At 71.4% G+C, this 22,495-nt stretch carries 22 protein-coding genes; 13 read left to right on the forward strand and 9 right to left on the reverse strand.

The features are described from left to right. The first annotated feature begins 77 nt into the window (after positions 1–77). Together BLW32_RS01895 and BLW32_RS01900 are read left to right on the forward strand one after the other, a co-directional pair. Positions 78–1,070, forward strand: a complete 993-nt coding sequence (locus tag BLW32_RS01895; RefSeq protein WP_068526577.1) for a nitrilase-related carbon-nitrogen hydrolase — start codon at positions 78–80, stop codon at positions 1,068–1,070. Continuing rightward, positions 1,067–2,086, forward strand: a complete 1,020-nt coding sequence (locus BLW32_RS01900) for an agmatine deiminase family protein (RefSeq protein WP_068740450.1) — start codon at positions 1,067–1,069, stop codon at positions 2,084–2,086. The genes BLW32_RS01895 and BLW32_RS01900 overlap by 4 nt, the downstream gene beginning before the upstream one ends. 22 nt (positions 2,087–2,108) lie before the next feature. Here the strand turns inward: BLW32_RS01900 and BLW32_RS01905 are convergent, their stop codons facing one another. Continuing rightward, positions 2,109–2,702, reverse strand: a complete 594-nt coding sequence (locus BLW32_RS01905; protein WP_068740452.1) for a TetR/AcrR family transcriptional regulator — start codon at positions 2,700–2,702, stop codon at positions 2,109–2,111. Positions 2,703–2,883: 181 nt separating this feature from the next. On the opposite strand from BLW32_RS01905, the gene BLW32_RS01910 reads away from it, so the two are divergent. The 3 genes from BLW32_RS01910 (at position 2,884) to BLW32_RS01920 (ending at position 6,025) form a co-directional block, all read left to right on the forward strand. After that, positions 2,884–4,944, forward strand: a complete 2,061-nt coding sequence (locus tag BLW32_RS01910) for an alkyl/aryl-sulfatase (protein ID WP_082791245.1) — start codon at positions 2,884–2,886, stop codon at positions 4,942–4,944. 47 nt (positions 4,945–4,991) lie between these two features. Beyond that, entirely contained in the window at positions 4,992–5,735 is a 744-nt protein-coding gene (locus tag BLW32_RS01915) for a sulfite exporter TauE/SafE family protein (RefSeq protein ID WP_068740454.1), read from the forward strand. An 80-nt stretch (positions 5,736–5,815) separates the two neighbouring features. Continuing rightward, positions 5,816–6,025, forward strand: coding sequence for a sigma factor-like helix-turn-helix DNA-binding protein (locus BLW32_RS01920; protein WP_068740455.1), 210 nt, complete (start codon positions 5,816–5,818; stop codon positions 6,023–6,025). Between the two features lie 3 nt (positions 6,026–6,028). Here the strand turns inward: BLW32_RS01920 and BLW32_RS01925 are convergent, their stop codons facing one another. From BLW32_RS01925 to BLW32_RS01935, 3 genes are read right to left on the reverse strand one after another with little or no spacing between them, the layout of a single operon-like run. Beyond that, complete coding sequence (locus BLW32_RS01925; protein ID WP_068740456.1) at positions 6,029–7,495, reverse strand: flavin-containing monooxygenase; 1,467 nt, start codon at positions 7,493–7,495, stop codon at positions 6,029–6,031. Beyond that, positions 7,492–8,409, reverse strand: coding sequence for a patatin-like phospholipase family protein (locus BLW32_RS01930; RefSeq protein ID WP_068740457.1), 918 nt, complete (start codon positions 8,407–8,409; stop codon positions 7,492–7,494). The genes BLW32_RS01925 and BLW32_RS01930 overlap by 4 nt, the downstream gene beginning before the upstream one ends. Continuing rightward, entirely contained in the window at positions 8,406–9,290 is an 885-nt protein-coding gene (locus tag BLW32_RS01935; protein ID WP_068740458.1) for an SDR family oxidoreductase, read from the reverse strand. The genes BLW32_RS01930 and BLW32_RS01935 overlap by 4 nt, the downstream gene beginning before the upstream one ends. A gap of 82 nt (positions 9,291–9,372) precedes the next feature. Here BLW32_RS01935 and BLW32_RS01940 point away from each other — a divergent pair, with 82 nt between their 5' ends. Further along, positions 9,373–9,978 carry a TetR/AcrR family transcriptional regulator gene (locus BLW32_RS01940; protein ID WP_068526585.1) on the forward strand — a complete coding sequence of 202 codons (606 nt, stop codon included), beginning with the start codon at positions 9,373–9,375 and terminating at the stop codon, positions 9,976–9,978. Positions 9,979–9,995: 17 nt separating this feature from the next. Here the strand turns inward: BLW32_RS01940 and BLW32_RS27345 are convergent, their stop codons facing one another. Next, on the reverse strand, positions 9,996–10,139 hold the full coding sequence (locus tag BLW32_RS27345; RefSeq protein ID WP_156486382.1) for a hypothetical protein: 144 nt from the start codon (positions 10,137–10,139) through the stop codon (positions 9,996–9,998). A 224-nt stretch (positions 10,140–10,363) separates the two neighbouring features. On the opposite strand from BLW32_RS27345, the gene BLW32_RS01945 reads away from it, so the two are divergent. Further along, the gene (locus tag BLW32_RS01945; RefSeq protein WP_068740460.1) at positions 10,364–11,665 is read left to right on the forward strand and encodes a lipase family protein; all 1,302 of its coding nucleotides are present in this window, start codon (positions 10,364–10,366) and stop codon (positions 11,663–11,665) included. A gap of 16 nt (positions 11,666–11,681) precedes the next feature. Here the strand turns inward: BLW32_RS01945 and BLW32_RS01950 are convergent, their stop codons facing one another. Next, on the reverse strand, positions 11,682–13,142 hold the full coding sequence (locus BLW32_RS01950) for a hypothetical protein (RefSeq protein ID WP_068740462.1): 1,461 nt from the start codon (positions 13,140–13,142) through the stop codon (positions 11,682–11,684). Between the two features lie 179 nt (positions 13,143–13,321). Between BLW32_RS01950 and BLW32_RS01955 the strand changes: the two genes are divergently transcribed. The 3 genes from BLW32_RS01955 to BLW32_RS01965 are packed head-to-tail and all read left to right on the forward strand — an operon-like array spanning position 13,322 to position 16,375. Beyond that, positions 13,322–13,777 carry a hypothetical protein gene (locus BLW32_RS01955; protein ID WP_139286020.1) on the forward strand — a complete coding sequence of 152 codons (456 nt, stop codon included), beginning with the start codon at positions 13,322–13,324 and terminating at the stop codon, positions 13,775–13,777. Between the two features lie 32 nt (positions 13,778–13,809). Further along, on the forward strand, positions 13,810–14,532 hold the full coding sequence (locus BLW32_RS01960) for a hypothetical protein (protein WP_068740466.1): 723 nt from the start codon (positions 13,810–13,812) through the stop codon (positions 14,530–14,532). A gap of 10 nt (positions 14,533–14,542) precedes the next feature. Next, positions 14,543–16,375, forward strand: coding sequence for a cytochrome c oxidase assembly protein (locus BLW32_RS01965; RefSeq protein ID WP_139286021.1), 1,833 nt, complete (start codon positions 14,543–14,545; stop codon positions 16,373–16,375). Between the two features lie 302 nt (positions 16,376–16,677). Here BLW32_RS01965 and BLW32_RS01970 read toward each other — a convergent pair whose 3' ends face one another. The 3 genes from BLW32_RS01970 to BLW32_RS01980 form a co-directional block, all read right to left on the reverse strand. Then, positions 16,678–18,915, reverse strand: a complete 2,238-nt coding sequence (locus BLW32_RS01970; protein WP_068740468.1) for a heavy metal translocating P-type ATPase — start codon at positions 18,913–18,915, stop codon at positions 16,678–16,680. A gap of 237 nt (positions 18,916–19,152) precedes the next feature. Then, on the reverse strand, positions 19,153–20,232 hold the full coding sequence (locus BLW32_RS01975) for an alpha/beta hydrolase (protein WP_068740470.1): 1,080 nt from the start codon (positions 20,230–20,232) through the stop codon (positions 19,153–19,155). A 47-nt stretch (positions 20,233–20,279) separates the two neighbouring features. Then, positions 20,280–20,672 (reverse strand): DUF5313 domain-containing protein, encoded by a 393-nt coding sequence (locus BLW32_RS01980; RefSeq protein WP_068526596.1) that lies wholly within the window; start codon positions 20,670–20,672, stop codon positions 20,280–20,282. A gap of 36 nt (positions 20,673–20,708) precedes the next feature. Between BLW32_RS01980 and BLW32_RS01985 the strand changes: the two genes are divergently transcribed. Genes BLW32_RS01985 through bluB form a run of 3 tightly spaced genes read left to right on the forward strand, consistent with a single transcriptional unit; the run spans position 20,709 to position 22,479 of the window. After that, positions 20,709–21,320: a TetR/AcrR family transcriptional regulator gene (locus tag BLW32_RS01985; RefSeq protein ID WP_074850306.1), complete on the forward strand. Its 612-nt coding sequence runs from the start codon at positions 20,709–20,711 to the stop codon at positions 21,318–21,320. Then, positions 21,317–21,838: a GNAT family N-acetyltransferase gene (locus BLW32_RS01990; protein WP_068740472.1), complete on the forward strand. Its 522-nt coding sequence runs from the start codon at positions 21,317–21,319 to the stop codon at positions 21,836–21,838. Before BLW32_RS01985 ends, BLW32_RS01990 begins: the two co-directional genes overlap by 4 nt. Further along, entirely contained in the window at positions 21,838–22,479 is a 642-nt protein-coding gene (gene bluB, locus BLW32_RS01995; protein ID WP_068740474.1) for a 5,6-dimethylbenzimidazole synthase, read from the forward strand. Before BLW32_RS01990 ends, bluB begins: the two co-directional genes overlap by 1 nt. Positions 22,480–22,495: the final 16 nt, after the last annotated feature.

A 22,495-nucleotide genomic window follows, 5' to 3' on the forward strand; every position in this document is an offset into this window, starting at 1 on the left:
CGATTTACCCCTTGTGGCGGCGGTCACTGCGGTCTATCGTTTATCGAAAGCCTATCGATAAAGATGGAGGAGCCGAGATGGAGCTCATCGTCGCGCCGGGGATCCCGACGTCGCCCGCCCGCGTGGACGCCCCCGAGCGGGAGCCGCTGCGCGTCGCGCTCGTGCAGCACCGCTGGCACGACGACGCGCCCCGCCTCGCCGCCGAGCTCACCGACGCGATCGGGCGGGCCGCCCGGGCGGGTGCGCGGGTCGTCTTCCTCTCCGAGATCACCCTCCTGCGCTACCCGGCGTTCGAGCGCGGCGGCGCGCAGCCCAGCGCGCTGGCGGAGGACCTGCTGACCGGCCCCACCTTCGCGTTCGCGGCCGCCGCGGCGAAGGAGCACGGCGTCGTCGTCCACGCCTCCCTCTACGAGCGGCACCCCGATGCGGAGCCGCTCGGCTACAACACCGCGATCATGGTCTCGCCGTCCGGCGAGCTGCTGGCCCGCACCCGCAAGCTGCACATCCCCGTCACCGCCGGCTACTACGAGGACACCTACTTCCTCCGCGGCCCCGCGCAGGCCGACGGCGCCGAGCCCTACCCCGTCCACGCGCCGGCCGAGCTCGGCGGCGCCCGCTTCGGCCTCCCCACCTGCTGGGACGAGTGGTTTCCCGAGGTCGCGCGGGCCTACTCCCTGGGCGGCGCCGACGTCATCGCCTACCCGACGGCGATCGGCTCCGAGCCCGACCACCCCGACTTCGACACCGCCCCGCTGTGGCGGCAGGTGATCGTCGGCAACGGGATCTCCTGCGGCACCTTCATGGTGGTGCCCAACCGCTGGGGCAACGAGGGCGCGATCACCTTCTACGGCAGCTCCTTCATCTCCGACCCGTACGGCCGCATCCTCGTCGAGGCGCCCCGCGACGCCTCCGCCGTGCTCGTGGCCGACCTCGACCTGGACCAGCGCCGCGACTGGCTGACGCTGTTCCCCTTCCTCGCCACCCGTCGCCCCGACACCTACGGCGCGCTCGTCGAGGGCGTCGAGGTCAACGGCCCGCTGGGCGGCGCGCAGCTCGGCGGTGCGCGATGACGTGGCGCATGCCGTCGGAGACGGCGCCGCAGGCCCGGACGTGGATGGCGTACCCGTCCGCCGGCTACTCCCTGGGTGACACCGCTGAGGAGCAGCACGCCGCCCGCGCGACGTGGGCGGCGGTCGCGAACGCGGTCGTCGACTTCCAGCCCGTGACCGTCGTGGTCGACCCCGCGGAGCGCGCGGCCGCGGCGCGGTACCTGTCGGACCGCGTCGACGTGGTGGAGGCGCCGCTCAACGACGCCTGGATGCGCGACATCGGGCCGACGTTCGTCGTCGACGGGGCCGGCCGGCTGGGCGCTGTCGACTGGGTCTTCAACGGCTGGGGAGGTCAGTCCTGGGCGACGTGGGACCGCGACAGCCGGATCGGGCGGTTCGTCGCGGACCTCGCCGGCGCCGAGTACATCGGGTCGGAGCTGGTCAACGAGGGCGGGGGCATCAATGTCGACGGTGCCGGAACCGTCCTGCTCACCGACACTGTCCAGCTGGACCCGGGCCGCAATCCCGGCCTGTCGAAGGCGCAGGTCGAGGCCGAGCTGGCGCGCACGATCGGCGCCACGCACGCCGTCTGGCTGCCTTTCGGGCTCGCCCGCGACTCCGACACCTTCGGTACCCGCGGCCACGTCGACATCGTCGCGACCATTCCGTCGCCGGGCACCGTCCTGCTGCACGATCAGCGCGATCCGTCGCACCCCGACCACGCGCGCTGCGCGGCGCTGCGGGAGGTCTTCGCGGCGTCGACGGACGCCGCGGGCCGGACCTGGGAGGTCCTGTCCGTCCCCGCCCCGACGGTGCTCCGCGACGACGAGGGATTCGTCGACTACAGCTACATCAACCACGTCGTCGTCAACGACGCGGTGGTGGCCTGCTCCTTCGACGACCCGAACGACGCCGTGGCCGTGGAGATCCTGGCCGCCGCCTACCCGGGGCGGGAGGTCGTCACCGTCGACGCGCGGCCGCTGTTCGCCCGCGGCGGCGGCATCCACTGCATCACCCAGCAGCAGCCCGAGGTCTGAGTCCGGGCGAGCGGCGCGGTGGCTACCGACGCCCGCCGGGGGCCTGGACGAGGGCGGTGAGCATGCGCGTGCAGATGGCGGTGCAGGCCGACTCCGGCAGGTGTCGGCGCTCGAGGAGGTGAAAGATCGTGCTCCAGGCGAGCACGGTGTCGATCGCGTCGAGAAGGCCGGCATCGGTCGAGCGCTCGATCTCCGGGGAGAACGTCCGCGCCCAGTTCGAGCGGATCCGATCCTCCGTCGCGGCCATTGACGCGTCGACGGCGGGGATTCGGGCCGCCGCGACGAGGCCGGCCGGCCGGACGTGCCGCTGCAGCCGGTAGATGTCCATGCTCTGCTCCACGGCCGCGGCGATCCGCTCCGGTAGCGGCTGCGCCGACTCGATCGGCGCGACGAGTGCGCGGACCCGCTCGGCCTGGACCTCGCCGACGGCCACCCGGAGGTCGTCCAGATTCGGGAAGTGGACGTAGACACTGCGCTCGGAGGTGCCCGCGTGGGCTGCGATCTCTCGGGCGGTGGGGTAGCCGTATCCGCCGGAGGCCAGGGTGAGGGCGCTCTCGACGAGCGCGGCGCGTGTCTGCTCGGGATTGCGGCGCCGACGGGGTGTCGCGTCGGGCATCGGGTGACCTCCTGGGCTCGACGGTTGCCTCCCGGCGGTGGCGGGGAGGGGGCCACTCCGATGGCCGCGCGATCCATTCTGGCCGAATCATGGCGGACGATCTCTATTGCAGTCATACTGCAATAGAGATTCGGTGGCGCCTGTGGCGCCGCTCCCGCAGCGATCGAACCAGGACGACCCGATGGATGAAACACCCGATGCCCGCCCCCAGCCGACCGTCGTCTCCCGCCGCCGAGTCGTCGGACTCGGCGCGGCCGCCCTCGCCGCGCTCGGTGTCGGCGCGACTGCTGCGTGCTCGTCCGATGGATCTTCCGGCGGCGCCACGCGGGTCGACCCACCGGCCGGCCAGACCGATCCCTCGCGCCACGTGATCGATGCGAATCGGACGGTCCGCGAGGCTCTGCCCTTCTCCGATACCGCTGACTTCGCCGCGGCGGACCGTGGCTTCCTGCGAGGACCCGAGAGCGGTGTCATCAAGGACGCCCAGGGGAAAGTGGTGTGGGACATGGATTCCTATGGCTTCCTACGCGGAGAGTGTCCGCCCTCGGTGAATCCCAGCCTGTGGCGCCAATCGCAGCTCAACAGCAAACAGGGGCTGTACGAGGTGATTCCCGGCATCTACCAGCTGCGCGGCTTCGACCTGTCGGTGATGACGGTGATCGAGGGCGACTCGGGGATCGTCATCATCGATCCTCTGATCTCCCGGGAGACGGCGGCCGCCGGCCTCGCCCTGTACCGCGCGCAGCGCGGCACGGAAAGGCCCGTGCTGGGCGTGGTCTACAGCCATTCCCACATCGACCACTTCGGCGGAGTCCTCGGCGTGACCACCGCCGCGGACGTCGCGGAGGGCCGGTGCACTGTCCTCGCCCCCGCCGGCTTCATGGACGAGGCGGTGGCGGAGAACGTCTACGCCGGAACGGCGATGACCCGTCGTGCCACCTACATGTACGGCGCTGCACTGCCCAAGAACGCGCGGGGCTCCGTCGGTGCCGGGCTGGGGCAGACGACCTCCCTCGGGGACAAGGGCCTGATCGCTCCGACGACGTCGATCACGCGCACCGGCCAGATGGAGACGGTGGACGGCGTGGAGATGGAGTTCCAGATGACACCGGGAACGGAGGCCCCATCGGAGATGAACATCCACCTGCCGGGGAGGCGCGTTCTGTGTGTGGCCGAGAACGCCTCGCACACCACGCACAACGTGCTCACCCTGCGTGGGGCGCTGGTCCGCGACGCCCGCGTCTGGGCGCGGTACCTCACGGAGACGATCAACCTGTACGGCCGCCGGGTCGACGTCTGCTTCGGCTCCCACCACTGGCCGACCTGGGGCACGGAGCGGATCGTGCAGTTCCTGAGCGCGCAGCGGGACCTGTACGCCTATCTGCACGACCAGACGCTCAGGCAACTCAATCAGGGCCGGGTCGGCAGCGAGATCGCGGAGGACTTCGCGCTGCCGCCCGCGCTCGAGCGGACCTGGTCGACCCGCGGCTACTACGGCTCCGTCAGCCACAATGTCAAGGCGATCTACCAGCGCTACATGGGCTGGTTCGACGGCAATCCGGCGCACCTGTGGGAGCACCCACCGGTCGAGAGCGCGATTCGGCACGTGGCGGCGATGGGCGGGGCGGACGCCGCGCTGCGCGTCGTGCAGAAGGCGTACGACGAGGGCGACTTCCGCTGGGCGGCGCAGGTGGCGAACTATGTGATCTTCGCCGATGCCGGCAACGAGAGCGCGAAGCGGCTGCAGGCCGCGACCTTCGAGCAACTCGCCTACGCGACCGAGAACGCCACCTGGCGGAACTTCTACCTGAGCGGCGCGTACGAGCTGCGGAACGGAAAGATCCCGCCGTCCTCGGCCGCCGCAGCGCCGAGCCTGACCGCGGCGCTGACCGTCCCGCAGCTCTTCGACGCCGTCGCGCTGCGGATCGACGGACGCAAGGCGTGGGATGTCGTGGCCGTCGTCGACTGGGAGATCACCGACGGGCCGGGAGGCGGGTACCGCACCGAACTCCGCAACGGCGTCCTCACCCACTTCGAGACCGCGGGGTACGAAGGACTGCCCGCGGCGGCCACCGTCGTGCAGGTGTCGAAGCAGGCGCTGGCGCAGCTGCTCGGCGGGGCGAATGCGACCGACCTGGTCCAGGCGGGGAAGCTCCGCATCGTGGGCCCACCCGATCCGCTCGAGGCGCTGCGGTCGGTCACGGACAAGCCCGATCCGGGATTCTCGATCGTCACGCCGTGACACGCTAGGGTCTCCTCACTGGTGGAACGCCCGGAACAGGGGAGACGATGACGGCGCTGACGGTGGCAGCGCTGGTGGTCGCCGGGTTCGGTGCCGGGCTGATCGGCTACATCACGGGGCTGGCTTCGATCGTCTCCTATCCCGCGCTGCTCGCGTTCGGCCTCTCCCCGGTCGCCGCGAACGTCACGAACACCGTCGCGATGGTGGCGGTGGGCGGCGGGTCGATCGCCTCGTCGGCGTCGGAGCTCGCGAAGGACCGCTCGCAGATGCGGACTCTTGCGGCGGCCGCCGTCGCGGGCGGGGCGGTCGGGTCGGCTCTTCTCCTGCTCGCCCCGGGCGACACCTTCGAGCGGGTGGTCCCGGTCCTCATCGCGGTCGCCGCGATCGCGATCCTGCTACAGCCGCACCTGCACGAGCGCGCGGCGGTGCGGCGGCTCGCACGGTTCTACCCGGCGGGTGTCTTCCTGGTCGCGGTGTACGGCGGCTACTTCGGCGCCGGTGCGGGCGTGATGATCCTGGCACTCACCCTCCTCGCCACGTCCGAACCCCTGTGGCGAGCAGCGATGCTCAAGAGCTACGTCCTGGGCCTGGCGAACCTGGTGGCCGCCATCGGCTTCGCGGTCTTCGGGCCGGTGCACTGGCCCGCGGCGATCGCGATGGCGATCGGCGGTTTCGCCGGCGGCTGGTGCGGCCCGCCCGTCGTCGCCCGGATCGACGCCGCGAAACTGCGCGTGGCGGTCGCGGTGTGCGGCCTCGGCCTCGCGGCGTGGCTCGCGCGGGTGTGGTTCTGACGGTGGTCTGAGACAGGATCGCGACGTGAGTGCGACCGTGCGGAAGGACGTTCGCCGCACGCGCGTCGGAGGATCACCCCATGATCGACTCCGATGCCGCGCGGACGTGTGCGCGCGGGTCCCTGGTGGACCGCCTGCCCGACGAGTTGCGGATCGTGCTGTACCTGCGGATCGTGCAGGGGCGCAGCGTCGCCGAGTGTGCGCAGGTGCTGACGATGACGGAGGGCCAGGTGCTGCTCACGCAGCACCGGGCCCTCTCCGTCCTCCGCGCCCGCCTCGGGACGCCGTGAGCGTCAGGTGCGGTCGGCGGACCGTCGGATGTGGAAGTCCGCGTCCTCGGGCGCGGACAGCATGCGCACCATGGTCTTCCGATCGAACGGCCAGAGGTCGATCGAACCGCCCTCGGTGAAGTACCAGGAGTTGCAGCCCGTGTTCCACACCGTCGGGCCCATCGCCTCCGCCACCTGCTGGTTGAAGCCCTCGGTGGCCTCCTCAGTGACCTCCACCGTCGCGACGTCGCCGCGGCGGAACCGATCGAGCCACTGCGCGATGTACTTCGCCGTGAGGTCGGCGGAGAACTGCAGGGAGATCGACCCGGTCGGGGAGTTGGGGCCGAGCACGGTGAACATGTTGGGGAAGCCAGGGATCGCCGTCATGCGGTAGGCGCGGGGGCCGTCGGCCCAGGCGTCGTCGAGCTTGATCCCGCCGCGGCCCGTCACCTGCATCGGCCGCATGTAGTCGTGCGCGCGGAAACCCGTGGCGAGCACGATGAGGTCGGCCTCGTGCAGGGTGCCGTCCACGGTACGGATACCGCCGGACTCGATACGGGCGATGCCCTCCGTCACCAGAGAGGCATTGCGCCCCTTGAGTGCGGAGTAGTACGTGCCGGAGACGACCTGCCGCTTGCACAGCGGCTCGTCCTCGGGCGTGAGGTCGTCCCGCATCGGCGACGGGACCTGGGCGCGCAGTGAGAGTCGCGCGTAGGCCTGCACGGCGCGGCGGCGCCACGAGGGCTTCGTCGCGATGTCGGCGAGGATCCCCGAACCCCAGAGCAGGCCCTGGTGCACCTGGTCGAGCACCTTCGGCGCCCGCTTGAAGAGTTCCGAGACGAGCCCGATCTGGGGCAGTCGCATGGGCGCCCACAGCACCCACTGCGGCGAGCGGACGAAGTGTGTGAGGTGCCTCGCGGCCGGCTGCAGCGCCGAGACCACCTGCACGCCCGTCGATCCGGTGCCGATGACCGCGATCCGCCGGCCCTCGGTGACGAGGGAGTCGTCCCAGCGGGCGGTGTGCACCACGTCGCCGGCGAAGTCCGCGAGGCCCTCGATGTCCGGGATCGCGGGGTTGTGCAGGACGCCGGTGGCGCAGACGACGAAGTCGGCCGTCATCGTCTCGCCGGTGTTGAGGGTGAGTGCCCAGGTGGCGGAGGCGTCGTCGAACTCGGCGGCGAGGACCTCGGTGTTGCAGCGGATCCGGTCCGTCAATCCGAGCTGCTCGACGACGTCGCGGTGGTACTGCTGGATCTGCGGGCCCGTGGCCCAGATCTTCTCCCAGTCGGCCTTCGGGGCGAAGGCGAACTGGTAGATCTGCGACGGCACGTCGCAGGTGAGGCCGGGATAGTGGTTCCAGAACCAGACGCCGCCCACGTCGGCGCCCTTCTCCAGGACGATCCAGTCGGTGAAGCCCTGCTCCTGCAGGACGTGCGCGGTCGAGATGCCGGCGACGCCGGCGCCGATGACCACGATGCGGGGCTCGGTCATCGGGCCTCCTCCAGTCCGCGGCGGACGGCGACCGGGGCGGTGCGCCGCGCGGCCGCGAAGGCCTCGGCGCGCTTGCCCCGGGCCATGAAGTTCGCTCCGAGCCCGGCCAGGTCGGCACCGTCGGGCGCGATGACGGTGACCTTCTGACCCCGGGCCCGCGCGACGGCCACCTCGTTCCAGAAGACGGCGGACATGGGGCGGCGCAGCGCGGCGTACTCGAGGAGGCCGCCGACCCCGGGGCCGCGGACGCCGGGGGCCGACGCCATGGAGACGACGGCGACGATCTCGTCGGCGTCCTGCGGGGTGATGAGGTCGACCGAGGCGGTGGAGGCGGCGCCGCCGTCGACGTACGTGCGGCCCTCGATCTCGACGGGCGGCATCCAGGCGGGGATCGCCCACGACGCGCGGAGAGCCGCGCCGGCAGTGGCTTTCGGGGCGCTGGGCGCGCCGAAGGCGACGCGCTCGCCGGTGGCGGGCTCGTAGGCCACGAGTCGCGCCTTCGGCGGCACGAGCGCGCCCGGCCCGACGGTGGCGTCGGCGAGCTCCTGCAGCCAGGTCGCGTCGCCGCGGCCGCGCGGGGCCACGCCCGTGAGCGGGGCGTGCCCGCCACGGCGGGTCCACAGGGTCGACAGATCGGCGGGCAGCGAGAACGGGATCCGGGGCAGCGGCGCCGGGGTCGCGGCCAGATGATGTTGGAGGACGGGCGATTCCGCGCGCCCCTCCTGCATGGCGACCAGGTCGGTGACAGAGAACGCCTGCAGCGCGGTGATGATCTCCGAGCCGGCGGAGGTGCCCTGGAGCACGTCGAAGTCCCGCACGTCCGTGCCCAGCTGCTCCTCGAGCGCCGCGAGCGCGGCGATGGTCCAGGCCCCGCCGATGGTGCCGCCGCAGCCGATGACGAGCGCGCGGGTCACCGGGTGGCCTCGTCGTCGGCGAGGGCGGCGTGATCCGTTGCCTGGCGGGCGATGCGATCGGTGTAGGCCTTGCGGGCCGCTGCGTCGAGGGCGAGGGTCCGGCGGTCGTCGACCAACTTGCGGGCGAGGCGCTCGATCGGCTCGGGGACGAAGGCCTCCACCAGGCTCCAGCCGGGGGCGACCCACTTCGGGACCGAGGTGCGGGCGGCGCGGGTGCGCAGGGTGTCGACGATCGCGGCGGCCACGTCCTCGGGGTCGACCGTGGGCATGCCGCCGCCGAGCTGCGCGCCCGAGGAGAGTTCGGTGCGGACCGCGGACGGGAGGATCGCGCAGACGGCGACGCCGGCGACCTCGTACTCGCGGCGGGCCGCGAGGGACGCGCCGAGCGCGGCGAACTTGCTGGCGTTGTAGGTGACCATGCCGGGGATGGGGATCATCCCGGCCATCGACGCGACGTTGACGACGTGGCCGCGGCCCGCCTCGGCCATGCCGGGGATCACCGCGCGCATGCCGTTGAGCATGCCGCGCACGTTGACGTCGAGGATGAGGTCGGTGGTGGTCTCGGACTCCTCCTCGAAGTGTCCGAGCGGCATGACGCCGGCGTTGTTGACGAGGACGTCGATCGGGGCGTCGAGGTCGGCGATCAGGGCGGCCCAGGAGTCGCGGTCGGTGACGTCGAGGCGGGCGGCGCGTGCGCCGGGGAGGGTCGCGGCGGTGGCCTCGGCGACGTCGAGGTCGACGTCGCCGAGCACGACGCGGGCGCCGTGTTGGGCGAACAGGCGGGCGGTGGCCGCGCCGATGCCGCGGGCGCCGCCGGTGACGACGACGAGCGCACCGTCGAGCTGCGCGAGGTGGTCGATGGAGGGGCCGAAGAGGGCCATGGCGGATCCTTTCGATCTGGTGCGACCGACAGTATCCGAATACTGACAGTTTTTGAATACTCCCTGACGTATTCTTTCTCGCGTGGCCAGGCTGACCAGGACGGAGCAACGCGCGCAGACGCGCGCCGATCTGCTCGTCGCCGCGCGCGACCGCTTCCTCGAAGTGGGTTACGCGGCCGCGAGCCTCGAGGACATCGCCGATCGCGCCGGCTACTCCAAGGGTGCCGTCTACTCCAACTTCGTCGACAAGCCGAACCTGTGCCGCGAAGTGCTGCAGGCCATCCACGAGGAGAAGGCAGCCGAGATCGAGGCGTTGGCCACCGCGCCGGGCCACGTCTCGGACCGGATCGACACGTTCTCGGACTGGGTGGAACGGACCCTCGGGGACGTGGGCTGGACCATGCTCGAGCTGGAGTTCATGGTGGTCGCCCGGAACGACCCCGAACTGCGTGCCATGGCGGTGGCGCTACGGAACTCCCTGCGGCAGGCGGTGGTCGACGGGCTGAAGGGCCTGCTCGACGCGGAGAATCCCGGAGCCGTGGATGGTGAGCAGGTCGAGTACGCGGCAGACCTCATGCTGAGCGCGGGGGTCGGCATGGGCATCCACCGCGCGCTGGACCCGACGATTCCGACGGGGTCCCTGGTCGCGTCGCTGCGGACGACGCTGGCGCTCATGGGCGTCCAGTAGCTCCACGGCCGCAGGGGCTAGAGCAGCACCAGTGCCTCGCGGTGCACCGCGACGGCGCGGCCGTCGTCGAGCTTCACGGACACCACCTCGTCGTCGGCGCTGAGCACCGTCCCGTAGCCGAGCACCTCGTCGCGCAGTTGCACGCGGTCGCCAGGAGTCACGACATTCACCTCAATCCCTCATTAAGCGAACTGAAGATTAGCCGTCGTGGGCGCGCCCGCGGACGGATTCACCGGATGTTCACACGCGCACCCGATCGACTCTCCGAGCAGCGCTCTGTCCATGCCACGGGCTCTTCGCAACCGAACCGCAATGGGACAGATTCTTCAGATCTGTCCCAACTGTGTGTACAGTCGCTCCGAACGCCCGATCAGGAGGACGCGACATGACGGCTGTGCAGAACCGCACGGAGCTCGCCGAGCAGTGGCCCGCACCCGCGGAGCCGCAGATGGTGGGCGACGACCCGTTCTTCGACGCCCCGTCGGGCTTCGAGGACGCGCCCGAGGGCACCGTGCTGCGGTACCGCGACGTCAGCATCGGCTTCCTCGGCCGGATCAAGCAGAAGGTGCGCGCCACCCAGCTGCTGTACCGCACCGTGAACATGCACGGCGTCCCCGAGGTCACCGTGACCACGGTGATCAGCCCGCTCCGCGGCGCGAAGCCGGGTGCGCCGCTGGTCTCGTATCAGTGCGCGATCGACTCGCTGCACCCCAAGACCTTCCCCTCCTTCGTGCTGCAGCACGGCGTCAAGTGCGACGACGCCTCGTTCCCGCAGATCGAGTACCTCTTCATCGCCGCGGCCGTCGCGCGCGGGTGGACGGTGTCGGTGCCCGACCACGGCGGCCAGTCCGGCCGCTGGGGCATCCCCCGCGAACCCGGCTACATGGTGCTCGACGGCCTGCGGGCCGCGCTCTCCCACGAGCCGTTCGGCCTCGCCGCGGACACCCGCCTCGGCGTCTGGGGCTACTCGGGCGGCGGCCTCGCCACCTCGTGGGCGGCGGAGATCGCACCGTCGTACGCCCCCGAACTGAACCTGATCGCCGGGGCGGTGGGCGCGCCCGTGTCCGACCCGGGCAACGTCTTCGTCTACCTCAACAACACCCTGTTCACGGGGCTGCCGACGCTGGTCATCGCGGCTCTGGCCCGCGAATACCCGACGCTGCGCCAGGTGCTGGCCGAGCACGTCGACGACAAGGGCCGCAAGCTCTTCTACGAGGACGCCCTCGACTGGTCGCCCGAACGGGCCATCCGCAAGATGGCGCACAAGGACTTCGGGTACTACTGCCCCGAGCTGTCGTTCGACGAGGTCGCGCGGCTGCCGAAGCTGCTCGAGATCTTCGACGACATCCGGCCCGGCCAGTCCGCGCCCGCGGTGCCGATGCTCGTGGTGCAGTCGACCAAGGACCAGATCTCCCCGGCCTCCGACGCCGAGGCCCACGTGGAGCGGTACACGTCCGGCGGCACCCACGTCGAGTACCTCACCGACCAGTGGAGCGACCACTTCTCGATGCACTTCCTGTCGGCGCCGCTGCTGCTCGGCTGGCTCGCCGACCGCCTCGACGGCAAGCCCGTCGCCGCCGCCGGTCACCGGCACAAGCGCACCGTCATGGCCTCGCCGCGGCAGATCGGACGCACCCTGCGCCTCGTCGGCACGCTGACCCGCGTGGGGCTGGCCCGCCGGATCTAGCCGGGCCCGGCGCGCCTCAGCGCGCCGGTGTCGTGGTGGTCGTCGTCGTGGCCGGCTTCGTCGTCGTCCGCGTGACGGGCTTCGTCGTCGTGGTCGCGGGCTTCTCGGCCTGCGACGTGGTGACGGGCGCGTCGGTCGTGGTCTTCGGTGCGGTCGTGGTGGTCTTCGTGGCCGACGGCGCCGTCGTCGTCGACTTCGACGTGGTCGTCGTCGTGGTCGGCTCGGTGGTCTTCGACGTCGTGCCGCGCGGCTTCTCCGAGCCGGTCGTGGTGGTCGTGCGGTCGGTGGTCCGCGTGGTCGTCGCCGCCCCGGCCCCGTCGCCATCGGTGGTCCTCGTCGTGGAGGTGGCGTCCGCGCTGGTGGCGGTCGTCTTCTTCGTGGTCGTCGTCGTGGTGGTCGACGCGCGGCTGCGGCTCGTCGCGACGCTCACGTCGACGTCCTCGCCGAGCGCGCGCACCACGTCGGCGCGGGTCCCGTTGTAGACGCTGGCGCCGGCGATGGCGCGTGCCGACGGGGCGAGCACCGTCCTGTCCCGGTTGGGATTCCATTCGCCGTCCGCGCCCGGGAGCGCGGTGACGACCTCGGCCCGGCCCGACGTCGGCATGGCCGCGAGGACCGTGCCCGGGTAGACGGGCGGCGGGGTGTAGCGCACCGTCGGCGTGACGTCGTAGGCGAGCCAGGGCGCGACGACCCGGGCCTGGTCCCGGGCGGCGACGGGCCGGCCGGGCGTGACCGCCCACACCGGGAGGTAGGGGTCGTCGCGGAACCGCGGGTTGGGGCGGGCGTGCGGGTTCTGCGGCACGTTCAGGCCGATCGAGACGGAGACGATCGGCTGCGGACGCGGCCGGCTCCAGTCGCGCGGGTACACCCACATGACGGGGACGTCGGCGCGGAAGGTCGGCTCGTACCAGGGCTTGGGCCAGGTCGGGCGCTCCCACGGCTTCGGCTGCCCGGGGTACCACGGGCGCACGCCGAGCTGGCGGCCGTAGACGGTCCAGCAGGTCTGCGACTGCACCTCGGCGCCCGCGACCCAGTCGTTCCACCGGCCGGTCTCGCAGATCTGCCGGTACACGGTGATCTGGTGCGGCGTGTAGTTCCACGGGCGGGTGTTCACGGGCCGCGTGAGCTGCGGCGGCGGGGGCGCGACCTCCTGCTCCGCGACGGGCAGGCCGGGAACGGGCGGGGCCTTCGGGTAGAAGACGGTGGCGTCCTCGGAGCTCGCGGTGATGGTGCCCTGTTCGAGCCCGGCGTTCGCGACGGCCTGCGCGGCGACGGGGTCGCCGACCACCGTGACGCCCTTCTCGGGGACGGGCACCCCGTCGGTCTGGAAGGCGCCGGGGTTCGACGTGAAGTCGTCGCCGGTGATCTGGGAGAAGGCGACGGAGCTGTCCTGCTGGTCGTCGCTGGACCCGCACGCGGTGAGGGTGGTCGCAGTGAGGAGGGCAGCAGCTACCGCGCCCAGATGCTTCGCGTTCATGACGGACCCGTTCCGATCGGTCGGATTGCAGAAGCGCTGGTTTCCTAACGCCGATTACCTGTGCCCAGTCGATCACGACGTCCGGGGACGGTCAAGCGACCGGGGTTACTGGAGACGGTCCCGCGCACAGGCCGATAGGGGATTCTGCTCACCGCGAAATCCCAGGTAGGATGGCCCGCGTGATGCACAAGCACGCGGAGAACACCGACACGTCGCGCACCATCCGGATCTGGGGGTGGGTCGGCGCGGCCGTCGCCCTCGCCACGTCGCTGGTGCACCTGCCGATGCTCGGCGATCACAGCTGGGTCGCGTCGGTGATCGTCGCCGCGATGCTGATCGGCTGCGCGCACTGCTCCGTCTGCCTGTTCCGCAACCCGACGGTGAGCGCCTGGGTCCGGACCGCCGCGATGGGCGCGATCATGATCGCCCTGCACCCGGTGCTCATGTCGGCGATGGACTCCGGCATGGCCGGCATGGACCACTCGATGCCCGGCATGGACATGGGCGCGATGGGGCACTCGATGAGCGCGATGCAGCCCTGGATGACCCTGATGATCGTCTTCGCCGCGGCGGAGATCGTGGTGGCCGTGGCCGCCCTCGGCTGGATGGCGCTGCGCGGCCGCGCCGTGCGGTAACGCTCGGCCGACGAGAACGGATAGAGGAAACGATGAACGCGAACACTGACCTCAAGCGAGCGGGCCTGCGTCGTGCCGCCACCCTCACCGCCGCGACCGCGCTGGTCGCCGGCCTGACCGGCGGCGTCGCCGTCGCCGACCCCGACACCACCGCCAAGCCCACCGCACCGTCGGCGGAGCTGCTGCTCAACTCCAGCGATTTCCCGGGCGGCTACATCGTCGTGCCGTCGCCGCAGCAGCGGCTGGCCAACGAGCTCGGCGCCGACCCGCTGACCCTCGCCAATTCGGCGAAGGTCACCCCGCCGGAGTGCAAGAACATCCTCGCCGCCGCCAAGGGCGGCCAGGGCGACGGCGACACCGTCGCCGGCGTCCACGACCAGGACCGCAAGAGCCTCAGCGAGACGCTGGTCGCCAAGGACGTCGACGTCGACACCGTCAAGGTCGGCCTGCTGAAGATGTGCTCGGACGTGACCATCGAGACCAACGATCCGCGGGGCGGCACCATCAAGGTGCGCGCCATCACCAAGGAGGTCTCCTCGGACACGCAGAAGGCCACCTTCGAGATCGCCCTCGACGGCACCCGCACCAAGGGCACCGACTCCTTCCCGATCCACCAGAAGGTCCTCGTCGGCGTGGCCTCGCTGCGCGGCTACACCGTCGCGGTGCAGGGCACCAAGCTCGGCGGCGACCCGGACCGCGGCGAGTTCAACGGCTTCCTCGACAAGGCCGTGAAGAAGATCAAGGACGCGAAGTAGCTTGACCACGGTGGCGCAGGAGACCGACGCCGCTGCGATGACCGAAGGATCCCCGGGCGCACCGCGCGCGGGCGGCATCGCGGCGCTGGCCGTCGGCTCCGTCGCCGCCGTCGCGGTGGTGATCTGGCTGGTCGCCAGCGAGGGCGAGCTGCGCTACCTCGTCAACGGCAACGCCTACCCCGGAGCGCTCACCGCGTACGGGGCGGCCGTCGGCCGGGTGATCGGCACCGTCGCCGCCGCCCTGACCTTCGGCGCCGTGGCCTACGCGGTCTTCCGGACCAAGGCGCTCGATACCGGGGAGCTGGGGCTGCGGGGGTACCTCACGCAGTTGCAGGCCCGGCGGTACGCCGTCGCCTGGGCCGTCGTCTCCCTCCCGATGATCTTCCTGGCGGCCGCGGAGAGCGCCGCGCAGAACCTCGTCGACACCTATCGGGTCGGCGGCCTCGGCATCCTCATCTCGGCATCGGACACCGCCAAGGGCTGGATCGTCTCGCTGGTCTGCGCGGTGATCGTGTACGCCGCGCTGCGTACGGCGATGACCTGGATGGCGCACCTGTGGATGCTGCTGCCGGCCGTCGTCGGCCTGCTCGCCACGATCGTCACCGCCAACGAGGCGCAGAACTGGAACCACGACTACACCACCGCCGCGCTGACCACCCTCGGTGTGGTCGCGGCCCTGTGGCTCGGCGCCCTGTGGTCCGCGGTGCGGCTGCCCGCGCGGCCCGAGCGCCGCTGGATCGGCCCCTTGTACGCGGGCGTCGCGCTGGTCAACGGCGTCGTGATCGCCCTGGTCATGGCGCCGGGCTCCGACCTGTGGGTCACTTGGTACGGCCTGCTGCTGCTCGCCACCGGCGGGCTGCTCCTCGCGGCGGGCGCGGCGCATTGGCTGCGCGCCCTGCCGATCGCGGCCGCCCTGCTGACGGCGGCGTTCGGCACCGCGATCGCGGCGTCCGAGCTGACGCCCCCGCCCTTCCTGCGCGACCGCCCGACGGTGGGCGAGAACTTCCTCGGCTACAACCTGCCGGACCCGCCCAGTGCGATGGCCTTCCTCGGGAACTGGCGTCCCGACCTCAACCTCGCGCCGTTCGCGATCGCCCTCGCCGTCGGCTACCTGCTGCTGGTCCGCCGCACGACGAACTGGCCCTGGTACCGCAGCGTCTTCTTCGTGCTCGGCTGCGTCTTCCTGCTCACCCTCACCAGCTCCGGGCTGCGCACCTACTCCAACGCGATGTTCAGCGTGCACATGGTGGTGCACATGCTGATGACGTCGATCGTGCCGGTCTTCCTGCTGCTGGGGGCGCCGATCACGCTGATGCGCGACACCCTGACCGGGGCGCCCGCGCGCTGGCTCTCGACGGTGCTCGAGTCCCGGTCCTTCGCCGTGCTCATGCGCCCGGTCGTGCAGCTCGCGCTGTTCGCCGCGGTGCTCTACGGGCTGTACTTCACGCCGCTCTTCGATAGCATCGGCCGCTACCACTGGGGCCACCTGGCGATCTACGCCGCGCTGCTGTTCACCGGCTTCCTGTTCTACTGGCGCGTCTTCCAGATCGATCCGGTGCCGGGCGAGCTGCCCTTCATCGGCCGCATCGGCATGCTGCTGGCGATGATGCCGATCACCATGGTGTTCGCGCTCATCGTGATGACGATGGACGGGCTCGTCGGGTCGCGTCTGTACCTGTACCTGGACTTCGAGTGGATGACGGACCTGCACCGCGACCAGTTCGTCGGCGGCGTCGTCGCCTGGGCCACCGACGAGGCCGCGATCGCCCTGGTCACCCTCGGCCTGGTCCTGCACTGGGCCTGGCGCAACCGCGACGAGGACTCCGAGCCCGAGCTGCTCTGAGCTGTCCGTCCCGCATGCCAGCCGTCCCGACGGTGCTGGGCGGCCAGGTATCGAAGTGGTTGTTCGCGGCGACTGCTATGCCAATTCTGAATAGCTTGTTTCTGCAGGTCACGGAGTTCCTTGGCGGCCGAGTCATGCGGAATCGGCATACCCGGCTGACCTGTGGCCGGTCGGGGCTCGCGGAGGCCATGCGGAATCCGCATGACGTGCGCCGATGAATACGGCTGTGACCTGCAGAGACAAGGCTATGCAGGTCCGGCATGACCTGTTCGGCGAACGTGCCTGTACCTCAGGCCGCACGGCTACTTCGTGCCGAACTTCCGCAGGCGCAGGCTGTTCCACACGACGAAGAAGGAGCTGAAGGCCATCGCGGCAGCGCCGATGAGCGGATTCAGCAGGCCGGCCACGGCGACGGGGATCGCGGCGACGTTGTAGCCGAACGCCCACACGAGGTTCGTCTTGATGGTCGTCAGCGTCGCGCGGGCGAGGCCCAGCGCGTCGGGCACCGCGGACAGCTCCTCCCGCATGAGGACGACGTCGGCGGCGCTCTGCGCGACGTCGGTGCCCGTGCCCATCGCCAGGCCGAGGTCGGCCGCGGCGAGAGCGGGGCCGTCGTTCACGCCGTCGCCCACCATGGCGACCTTCCGGCCGGACGCCTGCAGCTCCCGGACGGTGGCGACCTTCCCGTCCGGCAACACGTCGGCGCGCACGTCGTCGATGCCGACGAGCGCGGCGACCTTCGCGGCCGCGGCGGCGTTGTCGCCGGTCAGGAGCACGGTCCGGATGCCGGCCTCGTGCAGTCGTGCGACGGCGTCCGCGGCGTCCGCCTTGATCGTGTCGGCCACCTCGAGGACGGCGGCGACGGCACCGTCGACCTCGACGACGGCGACGGTGCGCCCGGACTCGGCCGCAGCGGAGACCGCCCCGGAAAGGAGCGTGGGCTCGACGAACCGCGGCGAGCCGACCCGCACGACGGCACCGTCGACCACCCCGGTGGCGCCGAGCCCCGGGACGGACCGGAAGTCCTCGACGGCGGGCAGGTCGTCGCCGGCCCGCGCGACGACGGCGCGGGCGACGGCGTGCTCGGACGCCGCCTCGACGGCCCCGGCGAGCCGCAGCACGCCGGATTCCGTGAACCCGGGCGCGACGCTCACCTCGGCCACCGAGAGCACGCCGGTGGTCACGGTGCCGGTCTTGTCGAAGACGACGGTGTCGATGGTCTCGGTGGCCTCCAGCGCCTGGTGCCCGCGCACGTACACGCCGAGCTGCGCGCCGCGGCCGGACGCGACCATGAACGCGACGGGCGTCGCCAGGCCCAGCGCGCAGGGGCACGCGATGACGAGCACGGCGATCGCGGACTTCACGGCGCTGTCGACCCCGTCGGCCAGAAGCCAGCCCACGAAAGTCAGCGCGGCGATGGCGAAGACGCAGGGGACGAAGACGGCGGAGACGCGGTCGGCGAGGCGCTGCATCCGCGCCTTCGTCGCCTGCGCGTCCTCGACGAGCCGGAGCATCGCGGCGAACGTGGTGTCCTCGCCGACGGCGGTCGCGCGGACCGTCAGCCGGCCGTCCTGGCAGACCGTGCCGCCGACGACCCGGTCGCCCGGGCCCGCGGGCACGGGCCGGGACTCGCCGGTCATGGCCGAGTTGTCGACGAACGCCGACCCGGATTCGACGATGCCGTCCGTCGCGATCGTCTCGCCCGGGCGCACCACGAACATCTGCTCCTCGCGCAGCTCCCCGACGGGGATCCGCAGCTCGGAGCCGTCGCGGACCAGCACCGACACCTCGCGGGCGCCGCGCGTCGCGAGCTCCCGCAGCGCCGACGCCGCCTTGGCCCGCGCGGACGCCTCGAAGTACCGTCCCGCGAGCACGAAGACGGTGACGCCCATCGCGACTTCGAGGTAGATCGGGTCGGACTGGATGATCGCGTTCCAGAAGCCGTGCGGATCGGGCCGCTGGCGGCCCGGCGTGAGGACGGTGACCACCGACCAGGCGGTGGCGGAGATGATGCCGACCGAGACGAGGGTGTCCATCGTCGCCGCGCCGTGCCGCGCGCCCAGGAAGGCCCGCTTGTGCAGCGGCCAGGCTCCCCAGGTCACGACGGGCAGGCTCAGCGCGAGCAGCACCCACTGCCAGCCGGGGAAGCGGGTCGACGGGATGGTCGCGAGCACGATCGACAGGTCCGCCGCCGGGACGAACAGCACGAGCGAGACGATCAGCCGGCGCAGTACGTCGCGCCGCTCGCGCTCCTCGGCGAGGATCGCGCGGCGCGGGTTCGGGGACTTGGGCGCTGCGGTGTACCCGGCGGCCTCGACGGTGCCGGTCAGGTCCTCCAGGGACACGCCGGGTGCATGTTCGACGGTGGCCGTCCGCGTGGCCAGGTTGACCACGGCGCGCACCCCGTCGAGCTTGTTGAGCTTGCGCTCGACCCGCCCGACGCACGCGGCGCAGGTCATGCCGCCGACATCGAGGAAGGTGCGTTGTGCCTGCTCCGGCGGGGCGGAGGCCGGAGCGGGGGCCTGGTCGAGATCCGTCACGTCTCCAGTATCCACCCCGGGCCACCTGGGCCGAAAACGCGAAAGGCCTTGATACCGGCTCCCGGAATGGGGGGAGGAGGGGGAGCCGGTATCAAGGCTCAATCACGCAGCCACCGACGTGGGGGGAGACGTCATATGGCGGCCGCAGAACCCACGATACGGGGTATACGCGTACAGGTGCCACCTTTCGTGACATGCGTGTTCGCGTGCAGCTGCAACTGCCAACAGTTGTTGTCGCTAACTGCGGACGAGAACCTCCGTCAGGACGTCGAGCGCGGCGTCGACGTCGACCCGCGCATCGGCGCTCACGCCGACCATGTTGAGGAAGCCGTGCAGCGCGCCGGGGGCGAGCTGGGTCGTGGCGTCCACGCCGGCGTCGCGCAGCCGCTGCGCGTACGCCGCACCCTCGTCGCGCAGCGGGTCGAACCCGGCCACCACGACGTGCGTGCGCCCGATGCCGGCGAGGCGATCGGCGTGCCGGAGGTCGAACTTCGGATCGGTGTCCTGGCCCGGCTCCGGCGTGTACAGCTGCCGGAAGTACTCGATGTCGGCCTTGGTGAGGAAGTAGCCGCTGGCGAAGGTGTCGCGGCTGCGGTTCTCCGGATCCGCGCCGGTCACGGGGTAGAAGAGCAGCGAGAACGCCGGCTGCGCGCCGCCGGCCAGCGCCAGCTCGCGCGCGACGACGCCGGCGAGGTTACCGCCCGCGCTGTCGCCCGAGACGGCGACCCGCGCGGGATCGGCGCCCAGCTGGTCGGCGTGCTCGATGGCCCAGGCGGTCGCGGCGACGGCGTCGTCGGCGGCCGCGGGGAAGATCGTCTCCGGCGCGAGCCGGTAGTCGACGGACAGCACCCGCACCCGCGCCCGGTCGGCGATGTACCGGCAGGGTGCGTCGTGGCTGTCGAGGTCGCCCAGCACGAAGCCGCCGCCGTGGAAGAACACCACCAGCGGCGAGCCGGCCTCGAGCCCGGCCGGCGTGTAGAGCCGCGCCGGGAGGGGACCGGAGGCACCGTCGACCATGAGACCGCGCGTGCCGACCGACGGTGCCGTGCCCGCGCCGACGACCGCGCTGAGCATCCGCATCGACGCGCGCGAGTGCGCGACGTCGCGGACGCCGGCGAGCCCGTTGACGCCCTGCGCCTTGAGCATGAGCAGCGTGAGTTGCGAGTCGAGGTCCAGCTCGTTGCCGTCGACGGTCTGCGGGGTGCCGAGCCGCTGCTTGACGGACACGGGCAGCCCGAAGAGCAGCTTCGCGCCGCCCGCGACGAGCGGCGTCGGGATCTTCAGTGCCAGCTTCTGGACGAGTTCGGTGAGCGCCATGTCACTGATAGTAGGACGTTCGTCACATATCAGCGCGGGCGGCGGCCTCAGTGGTCGCGCGGGCCGTGCTTGGCGATGTAGGCGGCGTGCAGGTCCGCCTCCTTCTCCCGGGCGATCACGTCGACCAGCTCGGGATCCAGCCCGTGGTGCCGCAGCCGCCCGCGCCGGTAGATCTTGTTCAGCGCGATGGAGAAGTAGACGAACGGGATGAAGATCGGCAGCGTCATCGTCGCGCGGTTGAGCACCGACGTGTCGATGAACCAGAACGGGACCAGGATCAGCAGACACGGGATCGCGAACCGCACGACGGTGCGCAGCGCCGCGCGGGGACCGGCGAGGTCGTTGGCGACCCATTCGTGCATCGACGGCGGCAGCACGCTCCGGCCGTAGGAGTACAGGACGTACTGCACGGGATTGGGCTTGCTCGGACCGTCGTTCATGCCTCCATTGTCCCACTGCGCCTAGAATCGGACGTTGTGAGTCCCGGCAGAAACGATCAGACCGCGCAGAGCATCCTGTCTGCAGCGGTGTCGAGCATCGGCAGCGTCGGCATTTCGCGGACCACGATGGAGAACGTCGCGAATCTCGCGGGCATCGGCGTGGCCACCGTCTACCGCCGGTTCAACCGCAAGGACAACCTGGTCCAGCAGGCCATCCGGTACGAGGCCGAGCAGCTGCTCAAGACGGTGGAACAGCAGGTCCAGGGCCTGGGCTCCGTCGAGGAGGCGCTCACCGAGGGGTTCGTGGCGTTCCTGCGCGAGGCGCACCGCCGGCCCCTGATCCGCGGCATCGGCGACGGCAACGTCGTCGTGGGCCTGCCGATGATCGCGCAGGGCGGCGGCATGGTCATCGAGATCGGCCGTGAGTTCGCCGCGAACATCATCGCGGGCTTCCAGTCCAGCGGCGACCTCCCGGAGTTCGACCCCAAGCCGATCGCCGAGATCTTCGCGCGCGTCGGGCACTCGGTGCTGCTCGCGCCCGACGGCCTGATCAGCTTCGACGATCCCTACACCGCGGGCCGCGTGGTCCGCGAGTGCCTCATGCCCGCGATCGCGGCGCAGGCCGCGGCTGCCCGGGGCGACGCGTGATCCGTCCCGCGACACCGGCCGACGTGCCCGAGATCCTGACGATGATCGCCGAGCTCGCCGCCTACGAGAAGGAGCCCGACGCCGCCGTCGCGACGGCCGAGCAGCTGCACGCCGCGCTGTTCGGGCCCGCGCCCGCGGTCTTCGCGCTCATCGCGGCCGAGCCGGGGCCCGACGGTGCCGAAACGGTCGTCGGGATGGCCGTCTACTTCCGCACCTTCTCCACCTGGACCGGCACGCACGGCATCTGGCTGGAGGACCTCTACGTCCGGCCCGGCGTCCGCGGCGGCGGCCACGGCAAGCAGCTGCTCGCCGCGCTCGCGCAGGAGTGCCGCGACAACGGCTACGCCCGTCTCGAGTGGACCGTCCTCGACTGGAACGCGCCGGCGATCGGCTTCTACCGCTCCATCGGCGCCGTGCCGATGGAGGAGTGGACCACGCAGCGCCTCACCGGCGAGAGCCTCGGGGCCCTGGCCGCGCTCGCCGACGGTGCCGTCCCCTCCCGCGCCGACGGGGCCTGATGGACGTCTTCGAGGCGATCCTGCGCCGGCGCGACGTACGCAACGAGTTCGCCGGGGAGTTGATCGACGAGGAGCGACTCGTGCGGATCCTCGGCGCCGCGCACAGCGCGCCGAGCGTCGGGAACACGCAGCCGTGGGACTTCGTCGTCGTGCAGGACCCCGAGACGCTCGCCCGGTTCGCCGGGCACGTCGGCGAGTGCCGCGAGGACTTCGCCCGGTCCCTGCCGGAGGACCGCAAGGACACCTTCAACCCGATCGTCATCGAGGGGATCGAGTCGTCCCGCACCGGCGTCGTGGTCACCTACGACCCCACCCGCGGTGGGACGCACATCCTCGGCCGGCACACCATCGACGAGACCGGTCGGCTCTCGGTGGCCCTGGCCATCCAGAACCTGTGGCTCGCGGCCACCGCGGAGGGCATCGGCGTGGGCTGGGTGTCCTTCTACCGGGAGCCCTTCCTGCGTGCATTGGTCGGCGTGCCCGAGCACGTCCACGTCGTCGCGTGGCTGTGTGTCGGCCCCGTGACCGCGCTGCAGACCGTCCCCGACCTGGAGCGATTCGGGTGGCGCGAGCGTCGCCCGCTGGCCGAGGCGATGCACCGGGAGCGCTACCCGGAGGGCGATGTCGGCTCGCATCGTTAGACTCGCATGTAATCAG

Source organism: Tsukamurella tyrosinosolvens, from assembly GCF_900104775.1.
Classification (GTDB): Bacteria; Actinomycetota; Actinomycetes; order Mycobacteriales; family Mycobacteriaceae; genus Tsukamurella; species Tsukamurella tyrosinosolvens.

What these genes read in the sequence shown, in the direction of transcription:
- BLW32_RS01895 (WP_068526577.1), top strand. Translation starts at nt 78, where the DNA reads ATGGAGCTCATCGTCGCGCCGGGGATCCCGACGTCGCCCGCCCGCGTG.
- BLW32_RS01900 (WP_068740450.1), top strand. Translation starts at nt 1,067, where the DNA reads ATGACGTGGCGCATGCCGTCGGAGACGGCGCCGCAGGCCCGGACGTGG.
- BLW32_RS01905 (WP_068740452.1), bottom strand. Translation starts at nt 2,702, where the DNA reads ATGCCCGACGCGACACCCCGTCGGCGCCGCAATCCCGAGCAGACACGC.
- BLW32_RS01910 (WP_082791245.1), top strand. Translation starts at nt 2,884, where the DNA reads ATGGATGAAACACCCGATGCCCGCCCCCAGCCGACCGTCGTCTCCCGC.
- BLW32_RS01915 (WP_068740454.1), top strand. Translation starts at nt 4,992, where the DNA reads ATGACGGCGCTGACGGTGGCAGCGCTGGTGGTCGCCGGGTTCGGTGCC.
- BLW32_RS01920 (WP_068740455.1), top strand. Translation starts at nt 5,816, where the DNA reads ATGATCGACTCCGATGCCGCGCGGACGTGTGCGCGCGGGTCCCTGGTG.
- BLW32_RS01925 (WP_068740456.1), bottom strand. Translation starts at nt 7,495, where the DNA reads ATGACCGAGCCCCGCATCGTGGTCATCGGCGCCGGCGTCGCCGGCATC.
- BLW32_RS01935 (WP_068740458.1), bottom strand. Translation starts at nt 9,290, where the DNA reads ATGGCCCTCTTCGGCCCCTCCATCGACCACCTCGCGCAGCTCGACGGT.
- BLW32_RS01945 (WP_068740460.1), top strand. Translation starts at nt 10,364, where the DNA reads ATGACGGCTGTGCAGAACCGCACGGAGCTCGCCGAGCAGTGGCCCGCA.
- BLW32_RS01950 (WP_068740462.1), bottom strand. Translation starts at nt 13,142, where the DNA reads ATGAACGCGAAGCATCTGGGCGCGGTAGCTGCTGCCCTCCTCACTGCG.
- BLW32_RS01960 (WP_068740466.1), top strand. Translation starts at nt 13,810, where the DNA reads ATGAACGCGAACACTGACCTCAAGCGAGCGGGCCTGCGTCGTGCCGCC.
- BLW32_RS01975 (WP_068740470.1), bottom strand. Translation starts at nt 20,232, where the DNA reads ATGGCGCTCACCGAACTCGTCCAGAAGCTGGCACTGAAGATCCCGACG.
- BLW32_RS01980 (WP_068526596.1), bottom strand. Translation starts at nt 20,672, where the DNA reads ATGAACGACGGTCCGAGCAAGCCCAATCCCGTGCAGTACGTCCTGTAC.
- bluB (WP_068740474.1), top strand. Translation starts at nt 21,838, where the DNA reads ATGGACGTCTTCGAGGCGATCCTGCGCCGGCGCGACGTACGCAACGAG.